Origin of the sequence: Bacillus basilensis (genome assembly GCF_050630465.1) — a bacterium.
GTDB classification, from domain to species: Bacteria; Bacillota; Bacilli; order Bacillales; family Bacillaceae_G; genus Bacillus_A; species Bacillus_A basilensis.
Genome location: NZ_JBNTQO010000010.1, coordinates 16532 through 35422, shown reverse-complemented (window position 1 = coordinate 35422; position 18891 = coordinate 16532). Strand labels below are relative to the sequence as shown.

The 18891-nt window shown below is 34.3% G+C and carries 21 protein-coding genes; 5 read left to right on the top strand and 16 right to left on the bottom strand.

All coding sequences use genetic code 11. From position 1 onward, the window contains the following. Nucleotides 1-23 precede the first annotated feature (23 nt). On the top strand, nt 24-332 hold the full coding sequence (locus ACQVV1_RS18560; RefSeq protein WP_242251596.1) for an ArsR/SmtB family transcription factor: 309 nt from the start codon (nt 24-26) through the stop codon (nt 330-332). A gap of 41 nt (nt 333-373) precedes the next feature. Here the strand turns inward: ACQVV1_RS18560 and ACQVV1_RS18555 are convergent, their stop codons facing one another. The 3 genes from ACQVV1_RS18555 to ACQVV1_RS18545 all read right to left on the bottom strand — a co-directional run bounded on the left by ACQVV1_RS18555 (nt 374) and on the right by ACQVV1_RS18545 (nt 3886). Then, the gene (locus ACQVV1_RS18555; RefSeq protein ID WP_242251595.1) at nt 374-1324 is read right to left on the bottom strand and encodes a serine protease; all 951 of its coding nucleotides are present in this window, start codon (nt 1322-1324) and stop codon (nt 374-376) included. Nucleotides 1325-1603: 279 nt separating this feature from the next. After that, nucleotides 1604-1891 carry an AbrB/MazE/SpoVT family DNA-binding domain-containing protein gene (locus tag ACQVV1_RS18550; RefSeq protein WP_063222805.1) on the bottom strand — a complete coding sequence of 96 codons (288 nt, stop codon included), beginning with the start codon at nt 1889-1891 and terminating at the stop codon, nt 1604-1606. 114 nt (nt 1892-2005) lie between these two features. Further along, nucleotides 2006-3886, bottom strand: coding sequence for an FtsX-like permease family protein (locus tag ACQVV1_RS18545; RefSeq protein WP_242251594.1), 1881 nt, complete (start codon nt 3884-3886; stop codon nt 2006-2008). A gap of 271 nt (nt 3887-4157) precedes the next feature. Between ACQVV1_RS18545 and nadE the strand changes: the two genes are divergently transcribed. Next, on the top strand, nt 4158-4976 hold the full coding sequence (gene nadE / locus ACQVV1_RS18540) for an NAD(+) synthase (RefSeq protein WP_063222807.1): 819 nt from the start codon (nt 4158-4160) through the stop codon (nt 4974-4976). 47 nt (nt 4977-5023) lie between these two features. Here nadE and ACQVV1_RS18535 read toward each other — a convergent pair whose 3' ends face one another. The 4 genes from ACQVV1_RS18535 to ACQVV1_RS18520 form a co-directional block, all read right to left on the bottom strand. Beyond that, nucleotides 5024-5485 (bottom strand): NUDIX hydrolase, encoded by a 462-nt coding sequence (locus tag ACQVV1_RS18535; protein WP_431169352.1) that lies wholly within the window; start codon nt 5483-5485, stop codon nt 5024-5026. A 30-nt stretch (nt 5486-5515) separates the two neighbouring features. Beyond that, entirely contained in the window at nt 5516-5713 is a 198-nt protein-coding gene (locus tag ACQVV1_RS18530; RefSeq protein ID WP_242251591.1) for a DUF4083 domain-containing protein, read from the bottom strand. A gap of 103 nt (nt 5714-5816) precedes the next feature. Next, nucleotides 5817-6977: a transglutaminase domain-containing protein gene (locus tag ACQVV1_RS18525; protein WP_431169350.1), complete on the bottom strand. Its 1161-nt coding sequence runs from the start codon at nt 6975-6977 to the stop codon at nt 5817-5819. A 145-nt stretch (nt 6978-7122) separates the two neighbouring features. Next, complete coding sequence (locus ACQVV1_RS18520) at nt 7123-7875, bottom strand: YwqG family protein (protein WP_431169349.1); 753 nt, start codon at nt 7873-7875, stop codon at nt 7123-7125. A 224-nt stretch (nt 7876-8099) separates the two neighbouring features. Between ACQVV1_RS18520 and ACQVV1_RS18515 the strand changes: the two genes are divergently transcribed. Together ACQVV1_RS18515 and ACQVV1_RS18510 are read left to right on the top strand one after the other, a co-directional pair. Continuing rightward, on the top strand, nt 8100-8243 hold the full coding sequence (locus ACQVV1_RS18515) for a YjcZ family sporulation protein (protein ID WP_000540420.1): 144 nt from the start codon (nt 8100-8102) through the stop codon (nt 8241-8243). An 87-nt stretch (nt 8244-8330) separates the two neighbouring features. After that, nucleotides 8331-9296 (top strand): patatin-like phospholipase family protein, encoded by a 966-nt coding sequence (locus ACQVV1_RS18510; protein ID WP_431169348.1) that lies wholly within the window; start codon nt 8331-8333, stop codon nt 9294-9296. A 109-nt stretch (nt 9297-9405) separates the two neighbouring features. Here ACQVV1_RS18510 and ACQVV1_RS18505 read toward each other — a convergent pair whose 3' ends face one another. After that, a complete protein-coding gene (locus tag ACQVV1_RS18505) occupies nt 9406-9573 on the bottom strand; it encodes a DUF3933 family protein (protein WP_000816383.1) in 168 nt (55 codons plus the stop codon). 12 nt (nt 9574-9585) lie between these two features. Next, complete coding sequence (locus ACQVV1_RS18500) at nt 9586-11028, bottom strand: aminotransferase-like domain-containing protein (protein WP_431169347.1); 1443 nt, start codon at nt 11026-11028, stop codon at nt 9586-9588. A 118-nt stretch (nt 11029-11146) separates the two neighbouring features. On the opposite strand from ACQVV1_RS18500, the gene ACQVV1_RS18495 reads away from it, so the two are divergent. Continuing rightward, nucleotides 11147-11761, top strand: coding sequence for a LysE/ArgO family amino acid transporter (locus ACQVV1_RS18495; RefSeq protein WP_063221724.1), 615 nt, complete (start codon nt 11147-11149; stop codon nt 11759-11761). Between the two features lie 53 nt (nt 11762-11814). Here ACQVV1_RS18495 and bcbE read toward each other — a convergent pair whose 3' ends face one another. From bcbE to ACQVV1_RS18460, 7 genes are all read right to left on the bottom strand, one after another. Continuing rightward, nucleotides 11815-13044 carry a bacillibactin exporter BcbE gene (gene bcbE, locus ACQVV1_RS18490; protein ID WP_309260265.1) on the bottom strand — a complete coding sequence of 410 codons (1230 nt, stop codon included), beginning with the start codon at nt 13042-13044 and terminating at the stop codon, nt 11815-11817. Between the two features lie 237 nt (nt 13045-13281). Continuing rightward, nucleotides 13282-13488, bottom strand: coding sequence for an alpha/beta-type small acid-soluble spore protein (locus tag ACQVV1_RS18485; RefSeq protein ID WP_000113545.1), 207 nt, complete (start codon nt 13486-13488; stop codon nt 13282-13284). 123 nt (nt 13489-13611) lie between these two features. After that, on the bottom strand, nt 13612-14454 hold the full coding sequence (gene asbF / locus ACQVV1_RS18480) for a petrobactin biosynthesis 3-dehydroshikimate dehydratase AsbF (RefSeq protein WP_242251585.1): 843 nt from the start codon (nt 14452-14454) through the stop codon (nt 13612-13614). A gap of 37 nt (nt 14455-14491) precedes the next feature. After that, nucleotides 14492-15475, bottom strand: coding sequence for a DUF6005 family protein (locus ACQVV1_RS18475; RefSeq protein ID WP_431169345.1), 984 nt, complete (start codon nt 15473-15475; stop codon nt 14492-14494). Between the two features lie 23 nt (nt 15476-15498). Continuing rightward, entirely contained in the window at nt 15499-15774 is a 276-nt protein-coding gene (gene asbD / locus ACQVV1_RS18470) for a petrobactin biosynthesis protein AsbD (protein ID WP_063221727.1), read from the bottom strand. Next, the gene (locus ACQVV1_RS18465; RefSeq protein ID WP_063221728.1) at nt 15771-17009 is read right to left on the bottom strand and encodes an AMP-binding protein; all 1239 of its coding nucleotides are present in this window, start codon (nt 17007-17009) and stop codon (nt 15771-15773) included. The genes asbD and ACQVV1_RS18465 overlap by 4 nt, the downstream gene beginning before the upstream one ends. Next, nucleotides 16996-18834 carry an IucA/IucC family protein gene (locus tag ACQVV1_RS18460; RefSeq protein ID WP_431169344.1) on the bottom strand — a complete coding sequence of 613 codons (1839 nt, stop codon included), beginning with the start codon at nt 18832-18834 and terminating at the stop codon, nt 16996-16998. Before ACQVV1_RS18460 ends, ACQVV1_RS18465 begins: the two co-directional genes overlap by 14 nt. Nucleotides 18835-18891: the final 57 nt, after the last annotated feature.

Here is an 18891-nt window from a genome sequence, read left to right as displayed (position 1 = left end):
AACTTATACAAGCAGGTGAAAAAATGCGTACTCTCTATCATCCAAATCGAGAAGAAATTCAATTCTCTTCTGTCTTATACGCACTTAGCGATCAAATTCGTTTACAAATTGTAACTATGCTACTAGAGAAAAATGAACAATCTTGTGGTTCGTTAAACATTCCGATTGCGAAATCAACTTTATCTCACCATTTCAAAGTTTTACGTGAATCCGGTGTTATGTATACACGCCTTGAAGGAACTCAACGTTTCATTTCAATTCGTGAAGATGACTTACATGCTAGATTCCCGGGTTTATTAAACGTCGTAACACATGCGACAGAACCATACTAAAAAACATCTCATATTCATATGAGATGTTTTTTTAGTATTTTCTATTCTTTTAATAAATCTATTAATCCATTCCCTTCAGATGTACGTTCATATCCTAAAGGTATAGTTCTTTTAATAAGTTGTGCATATATTTCTGGCTCTGATAATTTTCTACCATATTCCCTCTCACACTGCTTTATAAGCAATGCTAGCGCTCCAGCGACATGCGGTGTCGCCATAGAAGTTCCACTTAATACCGCATATTTCCCCTCAGGATACGTAGATAATATTTCATCGCCTGGCGCCACTAAATCAATTTCTTGATTTGAATTACTAAAACATGCGATTTTCCGCTCTAAATTGACAGCGCCAACTTCGATTACTTCGGAATAGGCACCTGGGAAATCTAGTTCCTCCGTATTATCATTACAATCCCCATTATTACCAGCAGCACATACAACAAGAACATCTTGCTTTACCGCATTTTGAATTGCTTCATGTAATTCTGGAACGTCTTCCGGGCCACCAAGTGACATTGAAATAACTCTAACTTTTTCTTTATTAGGCCCTCTCCAATTTACAGCATAATGAATCGCCTCAATAATTTGTTCATAACTCCCAGAACCATCTCCAGCTAAAACCTTTAATACTAACATTTTAGCAAGTGGTGCGACTCCTAAAACACCGACACCATTTTCAGTCGCTGCAATTGTCCCCGCTACATGAGTACCGTGTCCGTTATTATCAAGATAAATATTCGGATCCCCTTCGTAATCTTTCGTGAAATTTCTTCCACCGATAATACGATCCTTTAAATCTATATGGTTCATATCACATCCTGTATCTAATACGGCAACAACAATATCTTTTCCTTGCGCACTCTTCTCCCATACTTGCGGAGCATGAATGAGTTGTACACCTGGTGGAATTTCATTTACTTGTTCAACCACCTTATTTACAGTAAAAGGAATCAATTGTATACCTTTTTGTTTATTCGCTGTACTACTGTTCATCGTAATCCCCCCTGAAAATATATTATTTTCATTTCAGACCACTATAAGAAACACTTAAATGTAACATTCGTTTTATTCGTTTCGTTTTCCTTCCTTCAAAATATTTCTCAATAATGCTTACTAACTCTATATTACTCTTTTTATTTATCTCGTAATTTTTAGGTAACAAAAATCCGATTGGTTCAACCAATAATAAATAAAAATAAAAGGACCATTAAATTGGTCCTTTTATAGTTTTTCAAGAATGATATGAAATTTTAAAAATAATATAAATTAAGACTAAGCCTCACTCTTGTTTAAAAACTTCTCTATTTCTTTTATTAAGTGTTTCGCTCCATCTATACTAACAGTAATATTCCCATTTGCTAATGATATGTTTTTATCTGAAACATCACCTGTTATTTGACAAGCATTGTAAGGTTGATATTTTTGTAAAATGACTTTATCTTCTTCTACGAAAATTTCAAGTGGTGATTTGATTTGGATTCCTAATACTTCTCGTAACTCTTTAGGAATAACAATTCGTCCTAATTCGTCTACTTTTCGAATAATTCCTGTTGCTTTCATATTATTCCCTCCTTACTTTCTATTATTTTTCCACCTCGCTCTTTCCATTTTATCACTTTTTGGTAATACCTGCCTCTTTTTAGAATTTTTTGTACTCAAGTTAAAAAAACACATTTAACGAATACATAATCGCTCTTTCAATTGTTTTAAATAACGAGATCGTATCAGTAAGAAATATACAATTTGAATTCCTACGAAAATACTTAATACAATTGCATTTTCTTTAAATAGTGAGTACTCAAACATCTGTCCTAATGCAGTTAATGCTACTGCTCCGTGTAATGTTGCAACACCTATTGGAACGAAGAATAAAAGTGCCAATCGAATTGTAACCACTTTCGATAATTCCCCACTCGTTAAGCCTACTTTTCGAATCATTTCAAACAAACGAGTATCATCCTCCAAATCAGAAAACAAACGGAAATAAAGGAAGCTTCCTGCACATACGAAAAATACAATACCAATAAAGAAACCTACAAATAGAATTGGTCCTGCGATTTGTAAACTTTGGTTTTGTTCATACTCTTCTGCACTAAACGTTGCATGTTCTTCATAAGGCTTCATCTGATTAGTAAGTTCTTTACCAACCTCAATTTCATCTTTCGTTCCTTCTGTTTTGTACACATAATCTTTTTCCTCTTTAAATCCATCTTGTAATGCATCATACTGATTGTTAGAGATTACATAAACGTTACCTCTTATTATTTTACTTAATGAGGAAGTATTAAATTTTTTCACTTTTAAAGGTTCATTCAAATGTGACAAAGTAATTTCTTTTCTTTCTTTCATCGGTGGTCCTGGTATATCGACTGACAAAAATAAAACTTCTTTTTTTGATACCGCATTAAAGGGTTCTCCTGTTAACTTTGCATATTCCTTATAGTCTGATTCTTTTATAAATGTGGCGCTTTTTAACGACTGCTCCTCCGTTTTCTTCGTCGAAATATTAGTTTTTGAAACTGTTATACTATGTTTCTTTAATCCGTCGTCAATCATTTTTATATGCTGTAATTCATTACTATTTCCTTGCTTAGAATGATAGTGAAACGCAATTGGTCTCTCCATAATCGTCTTTGTCATTGATGTAAAGCCAACTAATGTACCTATTGCTGAAAATGCTACAGTTGAAATTATGGTTACAATAAAAAACATTCTTGCGTTATCTCTCATACGGTAAGCTAAATCTGACAAAGTAATAATATTTGTCTGTGTCCAATAGAAACGTTTACTTTTTTTACATAGTCTAATAATAAATACACTCAACTGCTTGTACAGCAAATACGTACCAATAATGACTACCGTTGTAACTGGAATCATCATGATAAATACCATTGCACCGTGTGACATAAGCGCTCCTGCATATCCCGCACTAAGTAATATGACTGCTAATATAGAAGAAATAATGGATGCTTTCGGTTCCGGCTTCGCTTCTGCTGATCCTCTAAACAATTTCATAATTTTATTCTTCCGGATCATTCCTGCACTAAACAATGAAATAATCATAAATAATACGAAAAACATAATACTCGTTACAACAATGGCTTTCATTGGTATGTAATAAGCTAAGGAAATATCTAACTTTAATATCATTGGCGCTACAAATATTAATATTCCAGAAAATAACATTCCTGCAAGAATCCCAAAAATAATTGCCCCTATCCCGATCATAATATTTTCAAAAAAGATAAGACGCTTTAATTGATATTTCGTCATACCTAACATCATTAAAATTCCTAATTCACGCTTTCTCGTTTTTAAAAACATTCCCATCGAATATAAAATAAAGAAAAATGTGAATAAGTAAATAATGGACTGTGCAAAAGACATACTTACGAACACATATTTTCCCAATTTCCCAGCACTTAAGGCTGGATGAAACGCAAAAAATGAATACACAAAAAAGGCCATAATAGCAAATGCGCTACTTAAAAAATACGCTGAATATGTTCGTCTATTTCGCGTGACATTCCGATATGCGAGTTCTCTAATGTTCATATTACTTCTCCGCCCTTCTACTAACTATGTTCTTATATTAGTAAAGTCCGGAAATACCTTCCATCGATTCAAATGACAAAAACCTTACATTATTGAAAGGTTCCAAAAAAATTGCTTAAACGAAGCAGTTTCATTATAATGACTACATTCATATTCATACACGTATCCTATTGTATATTCGTTAGTTTTGCGAAATAATAAAGGATAGAAGTATGTACCAATATACATATAAACTTATTTACCGCTTTAATATGAATAGGAGGAAAACATAATGACATTACAAGAACAGATTATGAAAGCATTACATGTTCAGCCTGTAATTGATCCGAAAGCAGAAATCCGTAAACGTGTTGATTTCTTAAAAGATTATGTGAAAAAAACAGGTGCAAAAGGGTTTGTACTTGGAATTAGTGGCGGACAAGACTCTACATTAGCTGGACGTTTAGCTCAGCTTGCAGTTGAGGAAATTCGTAATGAAGGTGGCAAAGCAACGTTTATCGCCGTGCGCCTTCCTTATAAAGTGCAAAAAGATGAAGATGATGCGCAATTAGCATTACAATTTATTCAAGCGGATCAATCTGTTGCATTTGATATCGCTTCAACAGTTGATACTTTTTCAAATCAATACGAAAACTTATTAGGTGAATCATTAACTGATTTCAATAAAGGTAACGTGAAAGCACGTATCCGCATGGTTACACAATATGCAATCGGTGGACAAAAAGGGCTCCTTGTTATCGGAACAGATCACGCTGCAGAAGCTGTAACAGGATTCTTTACAAAATTCGGAGATGGTGGCGCAGACCTATTACCATTAACAGGATTAACGAAACGCCAAGGACGCGCTCTATTACAAGAATTAGGTGCGGACGAGCGACTTTACTTAAAAATGCCAACAGCTGATTTATTAGATGAAAAACCAGGTCAAGCTGATGAAACAGAGTTAGGTATTACGTATGATCAACTTGATGACTATTTAGAAGGTAAAGCAGTTCCAGCTGACGTTGCAGAAAAAATTGAAAAACGTTACACAGTGAGCGAACATAAAAGACACGTACCAGCTTCAATGTTTGATGATTGGTGGAAATAAATAACATATAAAAAAGAAGCTAATAAGATTAGCTTCTTTTTTATATGTTAGCGATACATTCCTACTCTTTTCTCTATTAAATCCTGCAAACAATCCTCATGTTGTTGATTAAACAATGGTGGCATTTTGTTTAGCGGGAAAAACTTCAAATCCAATGTTTCATCACCGTCTACTTTTTTCTCTCCTCCGGTAATTGAGCATGAAAAGAATATTAAAATTGACTGGGCTCTGTCTCCATTTGGATATGATTGAAAATATTTTGTATATACCCCGATAAGCTCATTTATTTCTACATCATAACCTGTTTCTTCTTTTATTTCTCGAATCGCAGTTTCTGCGGCAGATTCTCCGATTTCCATTGCACCACCAGGAAATCCCCAAGCGTGAAAATCACCTCTTTTTTGCAGCAATATTTCTCCATGCTCATTCAATACGCAACCACCCGCAAAGTTTATGAGAACACAGTCGTGTCCTACTTTTTCACGTAATTCTTTTATATAATTAGCCATCCCCTTCTCCTTTTCATATATCTTCTGTCGCTATTTCTTATCTTTTTCAAGCAATTCGATAATTCGATCTAGCTTCTCGGTCATATTAATCAAATGTTGTTTTTTTGCAGCGCTGTTTTGCAATACTCTTTTAATGAACAAAGTAAATGATAGGAAAAACAAAACGATAAGTCCGATTACTAAACAAGTATATATCAATGTAAAAATATTACTCTCGAACAAATTCATTCAGATTCCACATCCTTCCTCCTTTTATTTTATCATACAATTCTGATTTTTAGGGTAATACATAAGAAAAAGAGCATCCTTTACAGATGCTCTCTTTCACCGATTAATACGTAAATGTAATTGTCGCTAATGAATAATCTGCCATTGCACTATATGGTGCTACTTGATAAGATACACGCTTTGCACCTTTTGGCCAATTTATTTCATTTAACACTTTCTTTATATCTTGCATTGTTCCATCCATAGACTGCTTATATCGCACTTCTACCTTTTCTGGCTTAGAAGCGAATTGTTGCTGTAATTTTTTCTTAAATTCACTGTAATTGTCTGCTCCGTATTGTGCAGACAAATATTTCAAATTTGTTTCTTTTAACATTTGCTCATATGCTGCAGTTTTTGAACTACCAGCTTTTATTTTGTTTGTTAATTCATTAAAGTAACTTGTAGTTGCTGCTGGATATTTACTACGATCCCAGTCGTGATCTTTACTTAATTGCTCATCAGTCATATTAAAATATGAATATGTTACGCGCCCAGCTTTATCTGGTACTGGATCATCGAAAGTCGTATCAAGATGATACCATTTGTTTTCAATGTTCACCAAATTCCATGCATGAGCTTGTCCATTTCCTGTGCCTGTTACAATATGATTTTGGATACCCGCTTCTTTTAGCAATTCATATGTTAATAACGTATAACCTTGGCAAACAGCAGAGCGATTCGCTAACGCTTCATATGCTGTATATGCTTGATAAGACGTGTCATACGATACATGTTTTACAACGTAATCATGAATCGCTTTTACTTTCTCATGCTCATCCATTCCTGGTTTTACAATCGAGCCGATAATTGCTTTTGCCTGAGATTTTACATATTGTGTTTGCTCTTTTGATTCACGGTACTTCACTTGCAGTGTAAACGTATAGTTTCCTGGTAACCCTTTAATAGAATATCTAGTAGAAGCTACATTATATTTTACATACTCATCTGCATCTACAATTTTATTAAACTCCCCATACAATTGATCCATAATATTTCTAGCATTTCTATCTTTTGTTTTATATGCGATTGTAATATTTTCTTCTCGATTATCAATCTGTTTTTTTAATTCTTTTTTGAAATCATTTAACAATTTTGCATCTGATTGTGATGTCGCTACAGTTGGATTCGTAGCTGCATAAGATACCGATGACGCGTGTAAGCCCCCCATTACTATAGTTGAACAAAGTGCGGCAGCTGTCACATACTTACTTGTCTTTCCCATCATGTCACTCCTTACATTCTATAACTATACGAAAAAGTATCGTATAGTTTCAGAGTATACAATACTTTTTCGTATAGGTCATATGAGATTATGCATATTTAACATTGTAAAAAGGTTGTTCTTTTTACAAGAACAACCTTCTTCATTAACAAGTTTGTAATACACAACATACATTTTCAAAACGTCGATTTTTCAAGTCTTCATTTCCTATACAGAAATAAAGCATCCCTAAATCTCCCCACATCATATTACAATTTTTAGTATCTGAATCAATTTGGAATAAAAGCGTCATTTGCTGCGGATCTATGTCCATATATTGTCCAGTCTCGTACAATACCTCATCTTGTACAGAGAATGGCTCACCAAACATTTGATGGTTATCGTAGTTATCTGGAATTAGCTCTTCAAGTAATTGCAAGAAACGATCTGAATCAGCCTCATCTTCAATGAAAAGCTCTGGCAATTTATACGTTAGTTCAAAAGTAGTTGCACACTGGTTATAATTCGTTTGCCATTCATCTGCTCTTCGTAACTGCTCTACAGGAACATCATAATAAAGTACACGCCCCGCTTCAGTTGGATTCACGTCTTCTTCAAAGTAATTTTCAATGCTGAAAAAGTATAACATTCCTGTCTTAGGTAGATTGTGATCTATACCAACATTTTGTAAATCATTTAAATTAAATTGAGCGATAAACTGTAACGGATTTCCTTTATGCGTTGGGTATTCAAATGCAGCTGGTAAATCAGGAACTCCTCCCATTTTTGAATTACCTATCGTAACGGTTTCCTCCTGCTTTGGCACAACTTTTATACAAGGAAATACAGTATTAATAAGTTCCTCTTTTAAATGTGTCAGCCCATATTTATCAATTAATACTTCAATTTGTTTATTCATAAATTCTCCTTATATTTACATACTTATTTGTATCATCGCACAAAAATTATACTCCATTCTTTGTAAAAACAACAAGCCTTCAAAAAAACGGGCTCTTCCTCCATACGCGAACAAGTTTAAAAAAGCATAGTATACATTGTTCCTACAAACACGATAGTTCATTATTTCTTCCAGTACATTTTCCCCTCGTTCATTTTTATTTTTAATTTAAGGAGGCATTCCACATGGGTTACGGATATAGTTGCTGTGGTTACGGATACGGTGGTGGCGGTGGTTGTGGTTATGGAGGTTTCGCTTTATTAATCGTTTTATTTATCCTTCTAATCATCATCGGAGCTAGCTGTTGGGGTGGCTTTGTAGGCTGCTAGTAAATTTAAAAACTATTGTAAAAAAGCACGTACAATACGTGCTTTTTTGCCATTTTCAAATTTTTTATTCGAAAGGAAGTATGATTAATGAAGATTGATGGTGTTTTTGAAGGAGGCGGTGTACGCGGAATTGCGCATGTAGGAGCAATTTGCGCGTTAGCTGAAAAAGGCTATGAATGGGAGCGTGTAGCTGGAACATCAGCTGGTTCCATTATTGCTGCGCTCCTAGCAGCAGGATATTCTTGTTCAGAGTTAAAAACGATTATAACTGGTATTGATTATAATAAATTTACGAAGAGAACCTTCATTGACAGAATCCCGTTTATCGGAAAAGGATTAAGCGCATGGACTACTCTTGGTATTTACTCTAATATTTTTATAGAAGAATGGATTGAAGAATTGCTTCGAAAAAAAGGAGTTCACTTATTTACAGATTTACCTGATTTAAATAAGCTTAAAATTATCGCTTCTGATATAAGTAATGGTAAAATGGTTATCTTTCCTGATGACTTACCGAACTACGGATTTTTAAATTATCGCTTCTCTATTGCTAAAGCTGTAAGAATGAGTAGTACAATCCCCTTCTTTTTTGAACCAGTAAAATGGAGAACCCCTAAATGGAAGCAACCTTGTTATATGGTTGATGGAGGGATTTTAAGCAATTATCCAATTTGGATTTTCGACTCACCTACCTCTCCTCGCTGGCCGACTTTTGGATTTCATTTCGTAAAAGATGAGATCCAAGCTGACCCTGCCCACTATAATGAGCCTATCTCCATGTTCAAAGGACTATTTAAAACAATGATGCAAGCCCATGATTTACGTCATTTAGACAAAGAATCAAAAGCAAGGACAATTACAATTCCAACAGGGTCCATTACTAATACAAACTTTGAGTTAACAAAGGAAGAAAAAGATTGGCTTTACAATTCTGGTTATAACGCCGCAAATAAGTTTTTACAATCGTGGAACTTCAGACAATATATTGATGAATATAGAAACGGAAATCAGGACCGAAAAACAAATCGGTATTTCCGTCAACTTGACTCATAATAATATTATTTTTCATACGAGAACACGTAACGCTTTCAAAAAAAATAAGCCTAGTAATATTATATATTACTAGGCTTATTTACTTCCTGTATAATTTATTATACGTTGGTTACGGATACGTTAACCCTTCAGCTTCCTCCGCAGTAATAACTGTGTATCGATTTCCTGTTCGTAATCCTAACAATTCCGCTTTTTCAATTGCCTCTTGCTTCGTCTCCGCATAAGCAGCTAAATATTTTTCTCCATTGATGATTTGGCAAATTACATATTGTTTCATTACTTTCTCCTCTTACTTTTTCATTAATTGTGCAAGTTTTTTTATACCTATTTCAATTTCTTCTAACGTTGCGTATGAATAGGATAGGCGCAAAAATTGATTTGCACTTCTATCATACAAAGTACCTGGATTTAATAAAATCTTTTCTTTCAAAGCTTTGTCAAATAAGCTACGGTTTGAAACGGGTACATTCATATGTAACCAAATATAAAAACCACCTGTCGGTTCATACCATGTTGCTATATCACGACAATATTTCTCTAACATTTGCAACATAAAATCTCTACTTTTTTTCAACTTAGTTCTTACAAACTGTAAATGTTCATCATACAATCCATCCGCAAACCATTCCGCTGCAATTTGCTGAGAAATAGAACTTGAACCATAATCTGTTTGCATTTTTATGTCTGCCAACCTTTGAATAACAGGCTCAGATCCAACAATCCATCCAATTCTTAATCCTGGACTAATGACTTTAGACATACTCCCGATATGTAGTACAATTCCGTTTTTATCAAATGCTTTTAAAGGCTTTGAAACAGGCTCATCAAACCATAAGTCTTGATATACCGCGTCCTCTATAATAGGCAATCCAATTTCATTACATATTTCCATCACTTCTATTCGTTTCTTCGCATTCATACTAAAGTTCGTCGGATTATGAAAAGACGGGATTGTATATAAAATAGATGCATTAAATTGCTTCTTATATTTTGTAATATATGATGGTTTTAAACCGTTCTCATCCATTGGTATTCCAATGAAACGCATTCCTGCTGATTGAAAAACATTAAGCGAATATAAATAGGATGGTTTTTCTAATAAGATAGATGCCCCTTTTGGAAGAAGCCCCATAGAGATAAGTTGCAATGCTTGAATTGCTCCTGAAACAATTAATATAGAATTAGGAGTTACATAAATACCATGTCCTTTTAAATAGTCCGCAATCTTCTCCCTTAAAAAGAGATTTCCTTTCGGCTCTTCATAGCCAAGTGTCATCTTTGATCCTAAAAGCTTATTCATAATATCTTTCATCTTTTTTTCAGGTAAAAGACTTGGCGCGAGCTCACCTGTTCCTAAACGAATTACATGCGGACAAAATTCAGCTTGATTAATCTCTTGAATAGCAGGCAGATTCGGATAATGAAGTCCTGTTTCTACATAAGACTGCCAATTGGGTGGGGGTGCGTATGTTGAAGCATTCTCATTATTATTTACAACAATTGTTCCTTTTCTGCCATTCCCTTCAATGTATCCCTTTGCAACTAGTTCATCGAAAGCCATTACAATTGTGCTTCGATTCACACCAAATGTATGTGCCAATTCTCTTTGTGAAGGTAATTTCGTTCCAACAGTCCATTCTCCATTAACGATTCTTTCTTTTATATACGTTTCTATTTGTTTATAAAGAGGCATCGCTAGAGACATATTCGGTTTCCAAACGAATCTTTCCATCATATCACCTTATATTCTTTTTGGTTGGTAACCTCCCCAACCATATGGATGGATACAAATTTTCATTTCTTCTATACAATATACACTATCATAACGAATTAAAATAGGAGGTAATATAATGAGTGAAGCAATTATTCATGGTATCATTCTTGCATTTGGCCTTATCATTCCATTAGGAGTCCAAAATGTTTTCGTCTTTAACCAAGGTGCGAGCCAACCAAATATTTGGAGGGCAGCCCCTGTAGTATTAACTGCCTCTATATGTGATACGTTACTCATATTGATAGCGGTGCAAGGTGTCTCCCTTGTGCTCCTTACTTTTTCTTGGCTAACTAACTCGTTATATATAATTGGATTTTTCTTTCTCCTATACATGGGCTTTGTTATTTGGAGAAGTAACCCTTCCAACGATGTAAAACAAGAAAAAAGTATGCCCTTAAAAAAGCAAATCCTTTTCGCTGCATCGGTTTCGTTATTAAACCCACATGCAATTTTAGATACAATCGGTGTAATTGGAACAAATTCTATCCAATACATAGGAAACGAAAAATGGGCTTTCACACTTGCAACTATTATCGTTTCTTGGATTTGGTTTATAAGCTTAGCTTTAGCGGGGAAATTTCTAAAAAGACTAGACTCAACCGGAAAGACAATCGTATTATTAAATAAATTTTCTGGTCTCATCATATGGGGTGTCGCACTTTATATGTTAAAACAAGTTATTTATTCCTAATGAACGAAAGAGAATTGCATGTTACTGAAAACATCATGCAATTCTCTTACAAATTATGAAGTAGGTTCCGGTTTCTGTTTTACCGTCTTTGCATCTTTTGCTGGTTTAATCCAGATGATTGCTATAGCAGCACCGATCCCAGCGAATATACTTGTTAAATAAAATACTTCATGGTCAGCACCTTTCATGAAAAAAGAATATAGAGGTGGTCCAGCTGCTACACCGATAAATCGCATTGAACTATAAAATGACGTAACCGTTCCCCTTTGCTCCTTTTCAATTCCTTGTGTAATTAAAGCATCTAAACATGGGAGTGCCATACCAATTCCTATCCCCATAATAACGAGACAAAGAAGTAGTAAATAAATCCCTTTTATAAATAAAGGAATGATGACTGATGCAGCTGCCATTAAAAAACCAATATAAATACACTTCTTCATCATATTTTGATTATCTCCAATTTTTTTACCAGCCATATATGAACTAATTGACAGTACAAGTAACGGAATCGCAAGTACACATCCTTTCCATATACCATGAATGTCATACTTTGATTCCAGTATAGTTGACAAATAAAAGAGAATTCCGAATAAAATAAGCATAATAATTGCACCTAATGCAAAAATGGCAATTAACCATCTTCCTTTTTCACGAAACGTAGCAAGAATTGATTTTATAAACTCTTTAAGTGGTGGTACTTCTCCTTCTTGTTTCTTTGCCTTTACTAGAACAAGTAATAAAACAATTGATACTACGCATAAAACTGGAATCGCCCAAAACGGTAAGAACCATACAATGGCAGCAAGAGCAGAACCTAAAATAGGGCTCAGCACTTTCCCAAATGTATTGGATGTTTCTATGATTCCTAAACCTGTACTAACTTGTTTTTCATCCTTGTATAAATCACCAACACACGGTATAACAACTGGCATTGCACCAGCAGCACCAATACCTTGAATCGCTCTACCAATCAATATCCAAGTGTAGGGATTATCAACTTTCCAAGATACCCAACCAGTTATCGCTCCTCCTATAGCCGCAATCAGCAAACTCGGAACCATTACCATCTTTCGTCCCCATCTATCTGATAAATAACCAGCAATCGGTATAAGTAAAATGGCTACAATAGAGTAAATTGTAATAATCATGGATACTTGAAACGATGAAATATGTAATTTTTTTTCGATAGTCGGTAGGATTGGAATGAGCATTGAATTCCCTAATGTCATAACAAGTGGAACTGATGCAAGCGCAATTAAACAACAGTTTTCTTTTTTTAACATGTCGGCTTCGGAACCTTTCATCATATATTTCTTACCATATAATAGCCCTGCTGGAACGTAATTGTTCATTCCACCAGGGCTATTACATCTGTACTACTTCCCATTTACAACAAAAGAAATTGGGGAAAATATAGTATTATTCCTATTCTTTGAATCCAGTTCGCAATATATCCATACCAATTAATTGAAAAAAAAAAGAAAGGAAGAATCCTTCCTTTCTCCTATAACCTTCTACAATTAGCGAGTATATCCGCCACCAAGTTGTTGTTCTGCCATCGCTACTAGGCGTTTAGTGATTTCACCGCCTACAGAACCGTTTGCACGTGAAGAAGTGTCAGCGCCAAGTTGTACACCAAACTCTTGTGCAATTTCATATTTCATTTGATCTAAAGCCGCTTGTGCTCCATGTGATGCTAATTGATTAGAATTACGATTTCTAGCCATTACCAATCACCTCCTTATTTATATATAAATTGTGTTAAATTCGAATTAAGATACATGGTAATTTTTGGTTATTTTTCATTATAAAAAAAGAGTCACTTAACGAGACTCTTTCACCATTTCACTTTACGAAGTTACTACTACCAAATTTCTATTTGTTAATACTTTCATTTCTTCTCTTAATATCTCTTTCGCGTTATGTCCAAACCATTCAAGTGAAGCGAAATGGTCAGTATCTCTCACTTCTTGAATAATCTCATCATAATTTACGATACCTTCAAATAATGGAACCATACCAGTACGACTTCCAGCTGCTGCATATACATTATTCGGTTCAAACACATGTAAATAATCTGCTGACGATATATTCTTAAAATGGTAATGTTGTATCCACGGCCTTAGTTGTTGGAAGCTGTCAACTGGATCTGCACCAGACTCCCATATATGAAGAAAATCAAGATTTATTTTCAAATTCGGATGATCTACTTCGCCTAATAGTTCCAAAGTAGAAGGCAACGTATCCGTTAACGTATTTGGATGTGTTTCTAAAAGTACATACATATTATGCTGAGCAAATACTTCACAAATCATGCGAATACGATTCACATACTCTTGTCTCTCTTGTTGCGAAAAATCTGCACTACCTTTTTGTCCAGCAAACGTACGAATTTTGTTCGTTTTAAACCAATTAGCTAGTATTGCAAGTTGTTCACATTTCTCTATCGTTTTTTCAAAATCTGCCGATAATGATATGTCTAAGTAATCACTTATCATCGTAATTTCCAAGGTTTTATCCTTTAAACAATTCAATTCTCGTTCTGTCGTTTCATACTCTTGTATATACAAATTTTGCGCATGAGTCCCCCACAATTCAATTCCTTCAAAACCGTTTTCATATGCAAATTGAACAATATCAGTAAATGAAATTAATTGATGGCGAAATGAAATGGTACATAGTGAATATTTCATAGCTTTAAACTCCCTTGTCTTAAATTCAGTAAACTTTTTAAAGAGTTACGACAGACTGATTTATTTTTATAGCTTTCCAAGATAGAAATTGTTTCTCTAATTCCTCCTTAATTTGCAGTTCAATTGCATTCATTTCATCCAGCTTTTCAACAATTGATAATAACATACCTTTATTGTTCGTCATTGCCATTTTAATTGCACGATACTGTACATTTGTAAATCCTTGTACAATATCTTCTACCCGATCACACCAATAATCAAATTCTCGCTCCGAATATTGCAACGTTTCACGGAAGTATGCAAAGGCATGTTCATAACTATATTTACGAATTGCAAGTACTGGTATTTGTTTTACTCCTGCTACAAGACCAGAAAGCGCATATCCATCTTCCTCATTTGCCATTTTTATAATTAAGTTTTTTAGCTCCATAGTCAGTTCATTGTCGTTCTTTTTGAATGTTTCTGTGAAATAACTAGCTACCATTTCTTGTGTTGGTTCTTGAATTCCTTCTACATCAATGAAATAGCCTCCACCAAATGGGTTATCTTGAACAGAGTGAAGCACTTTTTCTCTTTCCATATTCCCTTCCCAGCGAAAATCAGGATCTAGCATGAACCATTCTTCTTCTTTCTCTGTCTTCGATATCATTAAATAATGCGGAAATGGCTTTTGATGAAACTTATTTTCTCTCTCTGGTAATAGAGACATATCAACCATTACAATTACGAAACGATTTTCAGGCTTATTTTCTACTAATTCTAAAAACGTTTCTACATTGCTATCTTTATCTTTTGCATGATCATACCATTCGTTCACTTTAATACCGTATAATCTTTCATACCATAATAAATAATTATCATGGTTAATATTTTCGGAGTGATACGAAATAATGCCACCATCTGTTATATCAAAATCTCCATCCCATAAACCAAAATAAAATGGACGAAAATCTATATCGCTTCGTCTTTTTATAATTTCACAAAAACAACTTACTAAACAATGCACTTTTATTGAAGTCATACTCTCATCCACTTTCCTAAAGGTTAGTTATTCACATTTATATCCTGTAACGGCTGTAACTCTTCCATAAAATCAAGCAAAGATCCTACAGTAAGAAATGCCTTTGGATCTACTTCATCCTCTGGAACGCATAGCTTTAAATCCATTTCTATGTATACAATGAGTTGTAACATCATTACCGAATCTATATATAAATCTTGATTTAAGTGCATCGTTTCTTCTAAATGCGTTATATTCTTCAGTTCCATTTTTTCTGTCATAATTTTTAATACGGCATTCTTTAATGCTTCCCGTCTCATGCTGTAACCTCTCCCATCTCTAGTAACTTTCTACTTACTTTTCCAGTTTTATTTTTCGGAATTTCAGTTACACTTTCAATTTCATGCGGAACTTTATAAGATGGTAAATGCTGCATACACCATTCTCTTATTTGCACGGGATCAATTTGAGAGATTACTTTCGCTTTAACAATTTCACCCATCACAGGATGTTTCCCTCGATATACAATTGCCTCTTGAACACCTTCCAATCGAAGCATTGTTTCTTCTACCTCTATAGGAAAAACTTTTAATCCTGAAACGTTAATCACATCATCCATACGCCCCATAAAATGAATGCCACGTTCAGATTTATACCCTAAATCTTTCGTAAAAATTTCCTTATCGTTCATTTTCACTACAATTTCTTCAGGCATATTTTCATCTGAACCTATGCTTATACTCGCATGAGATAGCGGATTTCCTAAATCTAAATGGCTTTTCATATCATGACATATACTAATACAACCTGCCTCAGAACAACCGTATTGTTGCATCATATATGTTGTCGTTTCTTTTAGTTTATAAAATAATGCTTCTGGCAAAGGCGCTCCGGATGTCATAATTTTATGAAACTGAAACGTTCCTTGCGGGAAACTCCCCATAATATGTAGCATAAGTGGTACTGCGTATATGATATGTTTTTCTGTATTGCGAACGATATTTAATGCAAATTTAGGATTTTTATTCGTAATGATGATAGGCTTGCTTCCCCTCGTAATTGCAGATAACGTACCACATATTAGTCCGTATGAATGTGAAACAGGAGCCATAACAATCGGCACTTCATCCTCTTTGCAGTTTAAAGCTTCATTATAAGCAGTAATTTCTTTATCAACTTCCGTCCATGCTCTACGAATCAGTTTCGGTTCCCCTGTTGTTCCAGAACTATATTGCAATAAAGAAGGCTCTTCTAGTAAAAAATCCTCTACTTCTAGTTTTGTAAAATCTCTATATTCTTCATATAAAACCCCTATACAATTTGCACGCTTTGCCATTTCAATAGCCGTTTCTTTTGGCGTATCTTCATGTATAAGTAATACTGATGATTTCTTTTCTTTTAAGTAAAATACAAGCGTAATAATGTCAAATGGGTCCTTCAGACAAAGCGCAAATCTATTTCCTTCCGCTTCTTGAAATTGTTCCATTTCTTCGTAAACTTGTAATCTCAAATCAAAATCACTTTTGCTATACTCTTGTTTATTAACGATTAGCATAATTTCCCCCTGTAACAACTGATTTTTGTATGTTAAGTTGCCTTGCTCTATACAATGGATTTGGAACTTCATGAACTAGCGATTCCACATCCATATACAATCGACGCTTCGTTAATTGCTCCGCATAGAATGTAGGAGTGTATAGCTGAATACTTTCAAATCTATCTTTCAAATGTGGATATTTTCTAAAATGATTTTCAATTTCTTCAACCACTATCATCCAAAAACTTGCTTCTTTCCATTCATATTCATCCGCAAGTACGAAAGCTAATTCCCCTACATTAAATAAGAACAGTGCATCTAGTACCATCTCTTGTAAACATTCGATACGATCCATTTCAAAGAAATCATTCATTTTTCCATTCGCATACGTTTTATGCATTTTAGTAAAGTCCGGACATTTATTCATTTCTTTTAAGAATGGACGATAAAACTCAAGTCCTTCATGGAAATCCTTTAATGCAATACGGACAGGTAGCCCTTCTTTATGAACTAAAATCATATTTTGACCGTGTGATTCGAGTGAAATTCCGTGCTCTACAACAAGATGTAATACAGGTATTATCGCTTTTTGAATAAGTAATCGCAGCCAATTTTCTATCCCATATTTGCTTAACCATGCATCAATAACTGGTGTCCCATCTTTCTCTTTTGCATATAAGCCGTTAAAGGGAACTGCATCCTCTTGCTCATCTAAATAATTATGAACACTTTCACGCCAAATGCATCCTAATGAACCATATGTGGCTTTCTTATTCGTATCATACGTTACACTCGAAAATTCCTTTAACAAAATTACACGTGATTCATCCCTTAAATAAGAATCTTGACTTACGATATCACTTAACCAATTCGATATAGCTGGTGCACTCGCAACTGAATATGGTTTCAGCGTACGGAGTGTCGAAGTGTTAAGTATATTCAGCGATACTTTTACATATGGCCTCTTTGGATTCGTAACATTTCTTAACGTTCTCATAGATTGTTGCGCACAATAATCGTCCGCTGATTCCCCTAAATAAATAATACTTTTATCCTGTATATACTCAGCGTAATTTGGAATGATGAAATTCTCCCATTGCCAAGGATGAACAGGTATAAACACGTACTGCTTTGGATCACATCCCGCACTGTGAATTCGTTCCTTATACGCTTCTAATTTGTGCTCACCTACTTCATCTTTTAAAATTTTGTCATAAATCACTTCATTTTCATAACCTACAGCCGCATATTTCTTATGAGCTGCAATCCATATAAGTTTTATTGGCCTCATAAATTCATATCCATATTGAAAATTGTCACGATATTGAAACCCAATGCGTGCTTTATAGCTTGGATGATATGGGTGACCATCAATTAAATGGCTTTCAAAGTCATCGTATGATTTTTGAGTAAATTTCAACTTATTACGTCTTTCATATTGTGCAATCGTGTCTTTAAATATCGTTTGTTCTAATTCGTGAATAAAAGAATCTAATTTCGTTTGTTCTACGTTAACAACCCGAAAAACTTCTTCCAAAAATTGCGAAACTGATTGTATTTCTTGTTTTTCCTCTTGAACTCTTACTATTAATGAATCTATAGAGATACGTCCAAATGTCATTCGTTCTCTTCCGTAACATTCGTACGTGACACTTTTGTTTTCCTCATCAAGTCCTTGTATAAGAAAAAGAATTTTTTCTTCTTTTTCTATACGAACTGGTATAATGATACCCTCATAAATTAACGACTCTACTAATTGACATAAAACTCTTCTTCGTACTGAAATGTAATCTTCTGACTCAAGCGCTTTCAATATTTTCGTATGATACATGTCCATTCTCATAACCTCCTCTACCTTACGAAAAATACCATTAATTGTATTACGTGAAATTTTAATACT

Bases quoted from the DNA above. Each gene is read 5' to 3' on its own strand.
- ACQVV1_RS18500 (WP_431169347.1), bottom strand. From the start codon at position 11,028: ATGGAAAGATTCGTTTGGAAACCGAATATGTCTCTAGCGATGCCTCTT.
- ACQVV1_RS18550 (WP_063222805.1), bottom strand. From the start codon at position 1,891: ATGAAAGCAACAGGAATTATTCGAAAAGTAGACGAATTAGGACGAATT.
- ACQVV1_RS18505 (WP_000816383.1), bottom strand. From the start codon at position 9,573: ATGAAACAATATGTAATTTGCCAAATCATCAATGGAGAAAAATATTTA.
- asbF (WP_242251585.1), bottom strand. From the start codon at position 14,454: ATGAAATATTCACTATGTACCATTTCATTTCGCCATCAATTAATTTCA.
- ACQVV1_RS18510 (WP_431169348.1), top strand. From the start codon at position 8,331: ATGAAGATTGATGGTGTTTTTGAAGGAGGCGGTGTACGCGGAATTGCG.
- ACQVV1_RS18555 (WP_242251595.1), bottom strand. From the start codon at position 1,324: ATGAACAGTAGTACAGCGAATAAACAAAAAGGTATACAATTGATTCCT.
- ACQVV1_RS18475 (WP_431169345.1), bottom strand. From the start codon at position 15,475: ATGACTTCAATAAAAGTGCATTGTTTAGTAAGTTGTTTTTGTGAAATT.
- nadE (WP_063222807.1), top strand. From the start codon at position 4,158: ATGACATTACAAGAACAGATTATGAAAGCATTACATGTTCAGCCTGTA.
- ACQVV1_RS18515 (WP_000540420.1), top strand. From the start codon at position 8,100: ATGGGTTACGGATATAGTTGCTGTGGTTACGGATACGGTGGTGGCGGT.
- ACQVV1_RS18520 (WP_431169349.1), bottom strand. From the start codon at position 7,875: ATGAATAAACAAATTGAAGTATTAATTGATAAATATGGGCTGACACAT.
- ACQVV1_RS18525 (WP_431169350.1), bottom strand. From the start codon at position 6,977: ATGGGAAAGACAAGTAAGTATGTGACAGCTGCCGCACTTTGTTCAACT.
- ACQVV1_RS18560 (WP_242251596.1), top strand. From the start codon at position 24: ATGCGTACTCTCTATCATCCAAATCGAGAAGAAATTCAATTCTCTTCT.
- ACQVV1_RS18545 (WP_242251594.1), bottom strand. From the start codon at position 3,886: ATGAACATTAGAGAACTCGCATATCGGAATGTCACGCGAAATAGACGA.
- ACQVV1_RS18495 (WP_063221724.1), top strand. From the start codon at position 11,147: ATGAGTGAAGCAATTATTCATGGTATCATTCTTGCATTTGGCCTTATC.
- ACQVV1_RS18535 (WP_431169352.1), bottom strand. From the start codon at position 5,485: ATGGCTAATTATATAAAAGAATTACGTGAAAAAGTAGGACACGACTGT.
- ACQVV1_RS18530 (WP_242251591.1), bottom strand. From the start codon at position 5,713: ATGAATTTGTTCGAGAGTAATATTTTTACATTGATATATACTTGTTTA.
- ACQVV1_RS18465 (WP_063221728.1), bottom strand. From the start codon at position 17,009: ATGCTAATCGTTAATAAACAAGAGTATAGCAAAAGTGATTTTGATTTG.
- ACQVV1_RS18460 (WP_431169344.1), bottom strand. From the start codon at position 18,834: ATGAGAATGGACATGTATCATACGAAAATATTGAAAGCGCTTGAGTCA.
- asbD (WP_063221727.1), bottom strand. From the start codon at position 15,774: ATGAGACGGGAAGCATTAAAGAATGCCGTATTAAAAATTATGACAGAA.
- bcbE (WP_309260265.1), bottom strand. From the start codon at position 13,044: ATGTTAAAAAAAGAAAACTGTTGTTTAATTGCGCTTGCATCAGTTCCA.
- ACQVV1_RS18485 (WP_000113545.1), bottom strand. From the start codon at position 13,488: ATGGCTAGAAATCGTAATTCTAATCAATTAGCATCACATGGAGCACAA.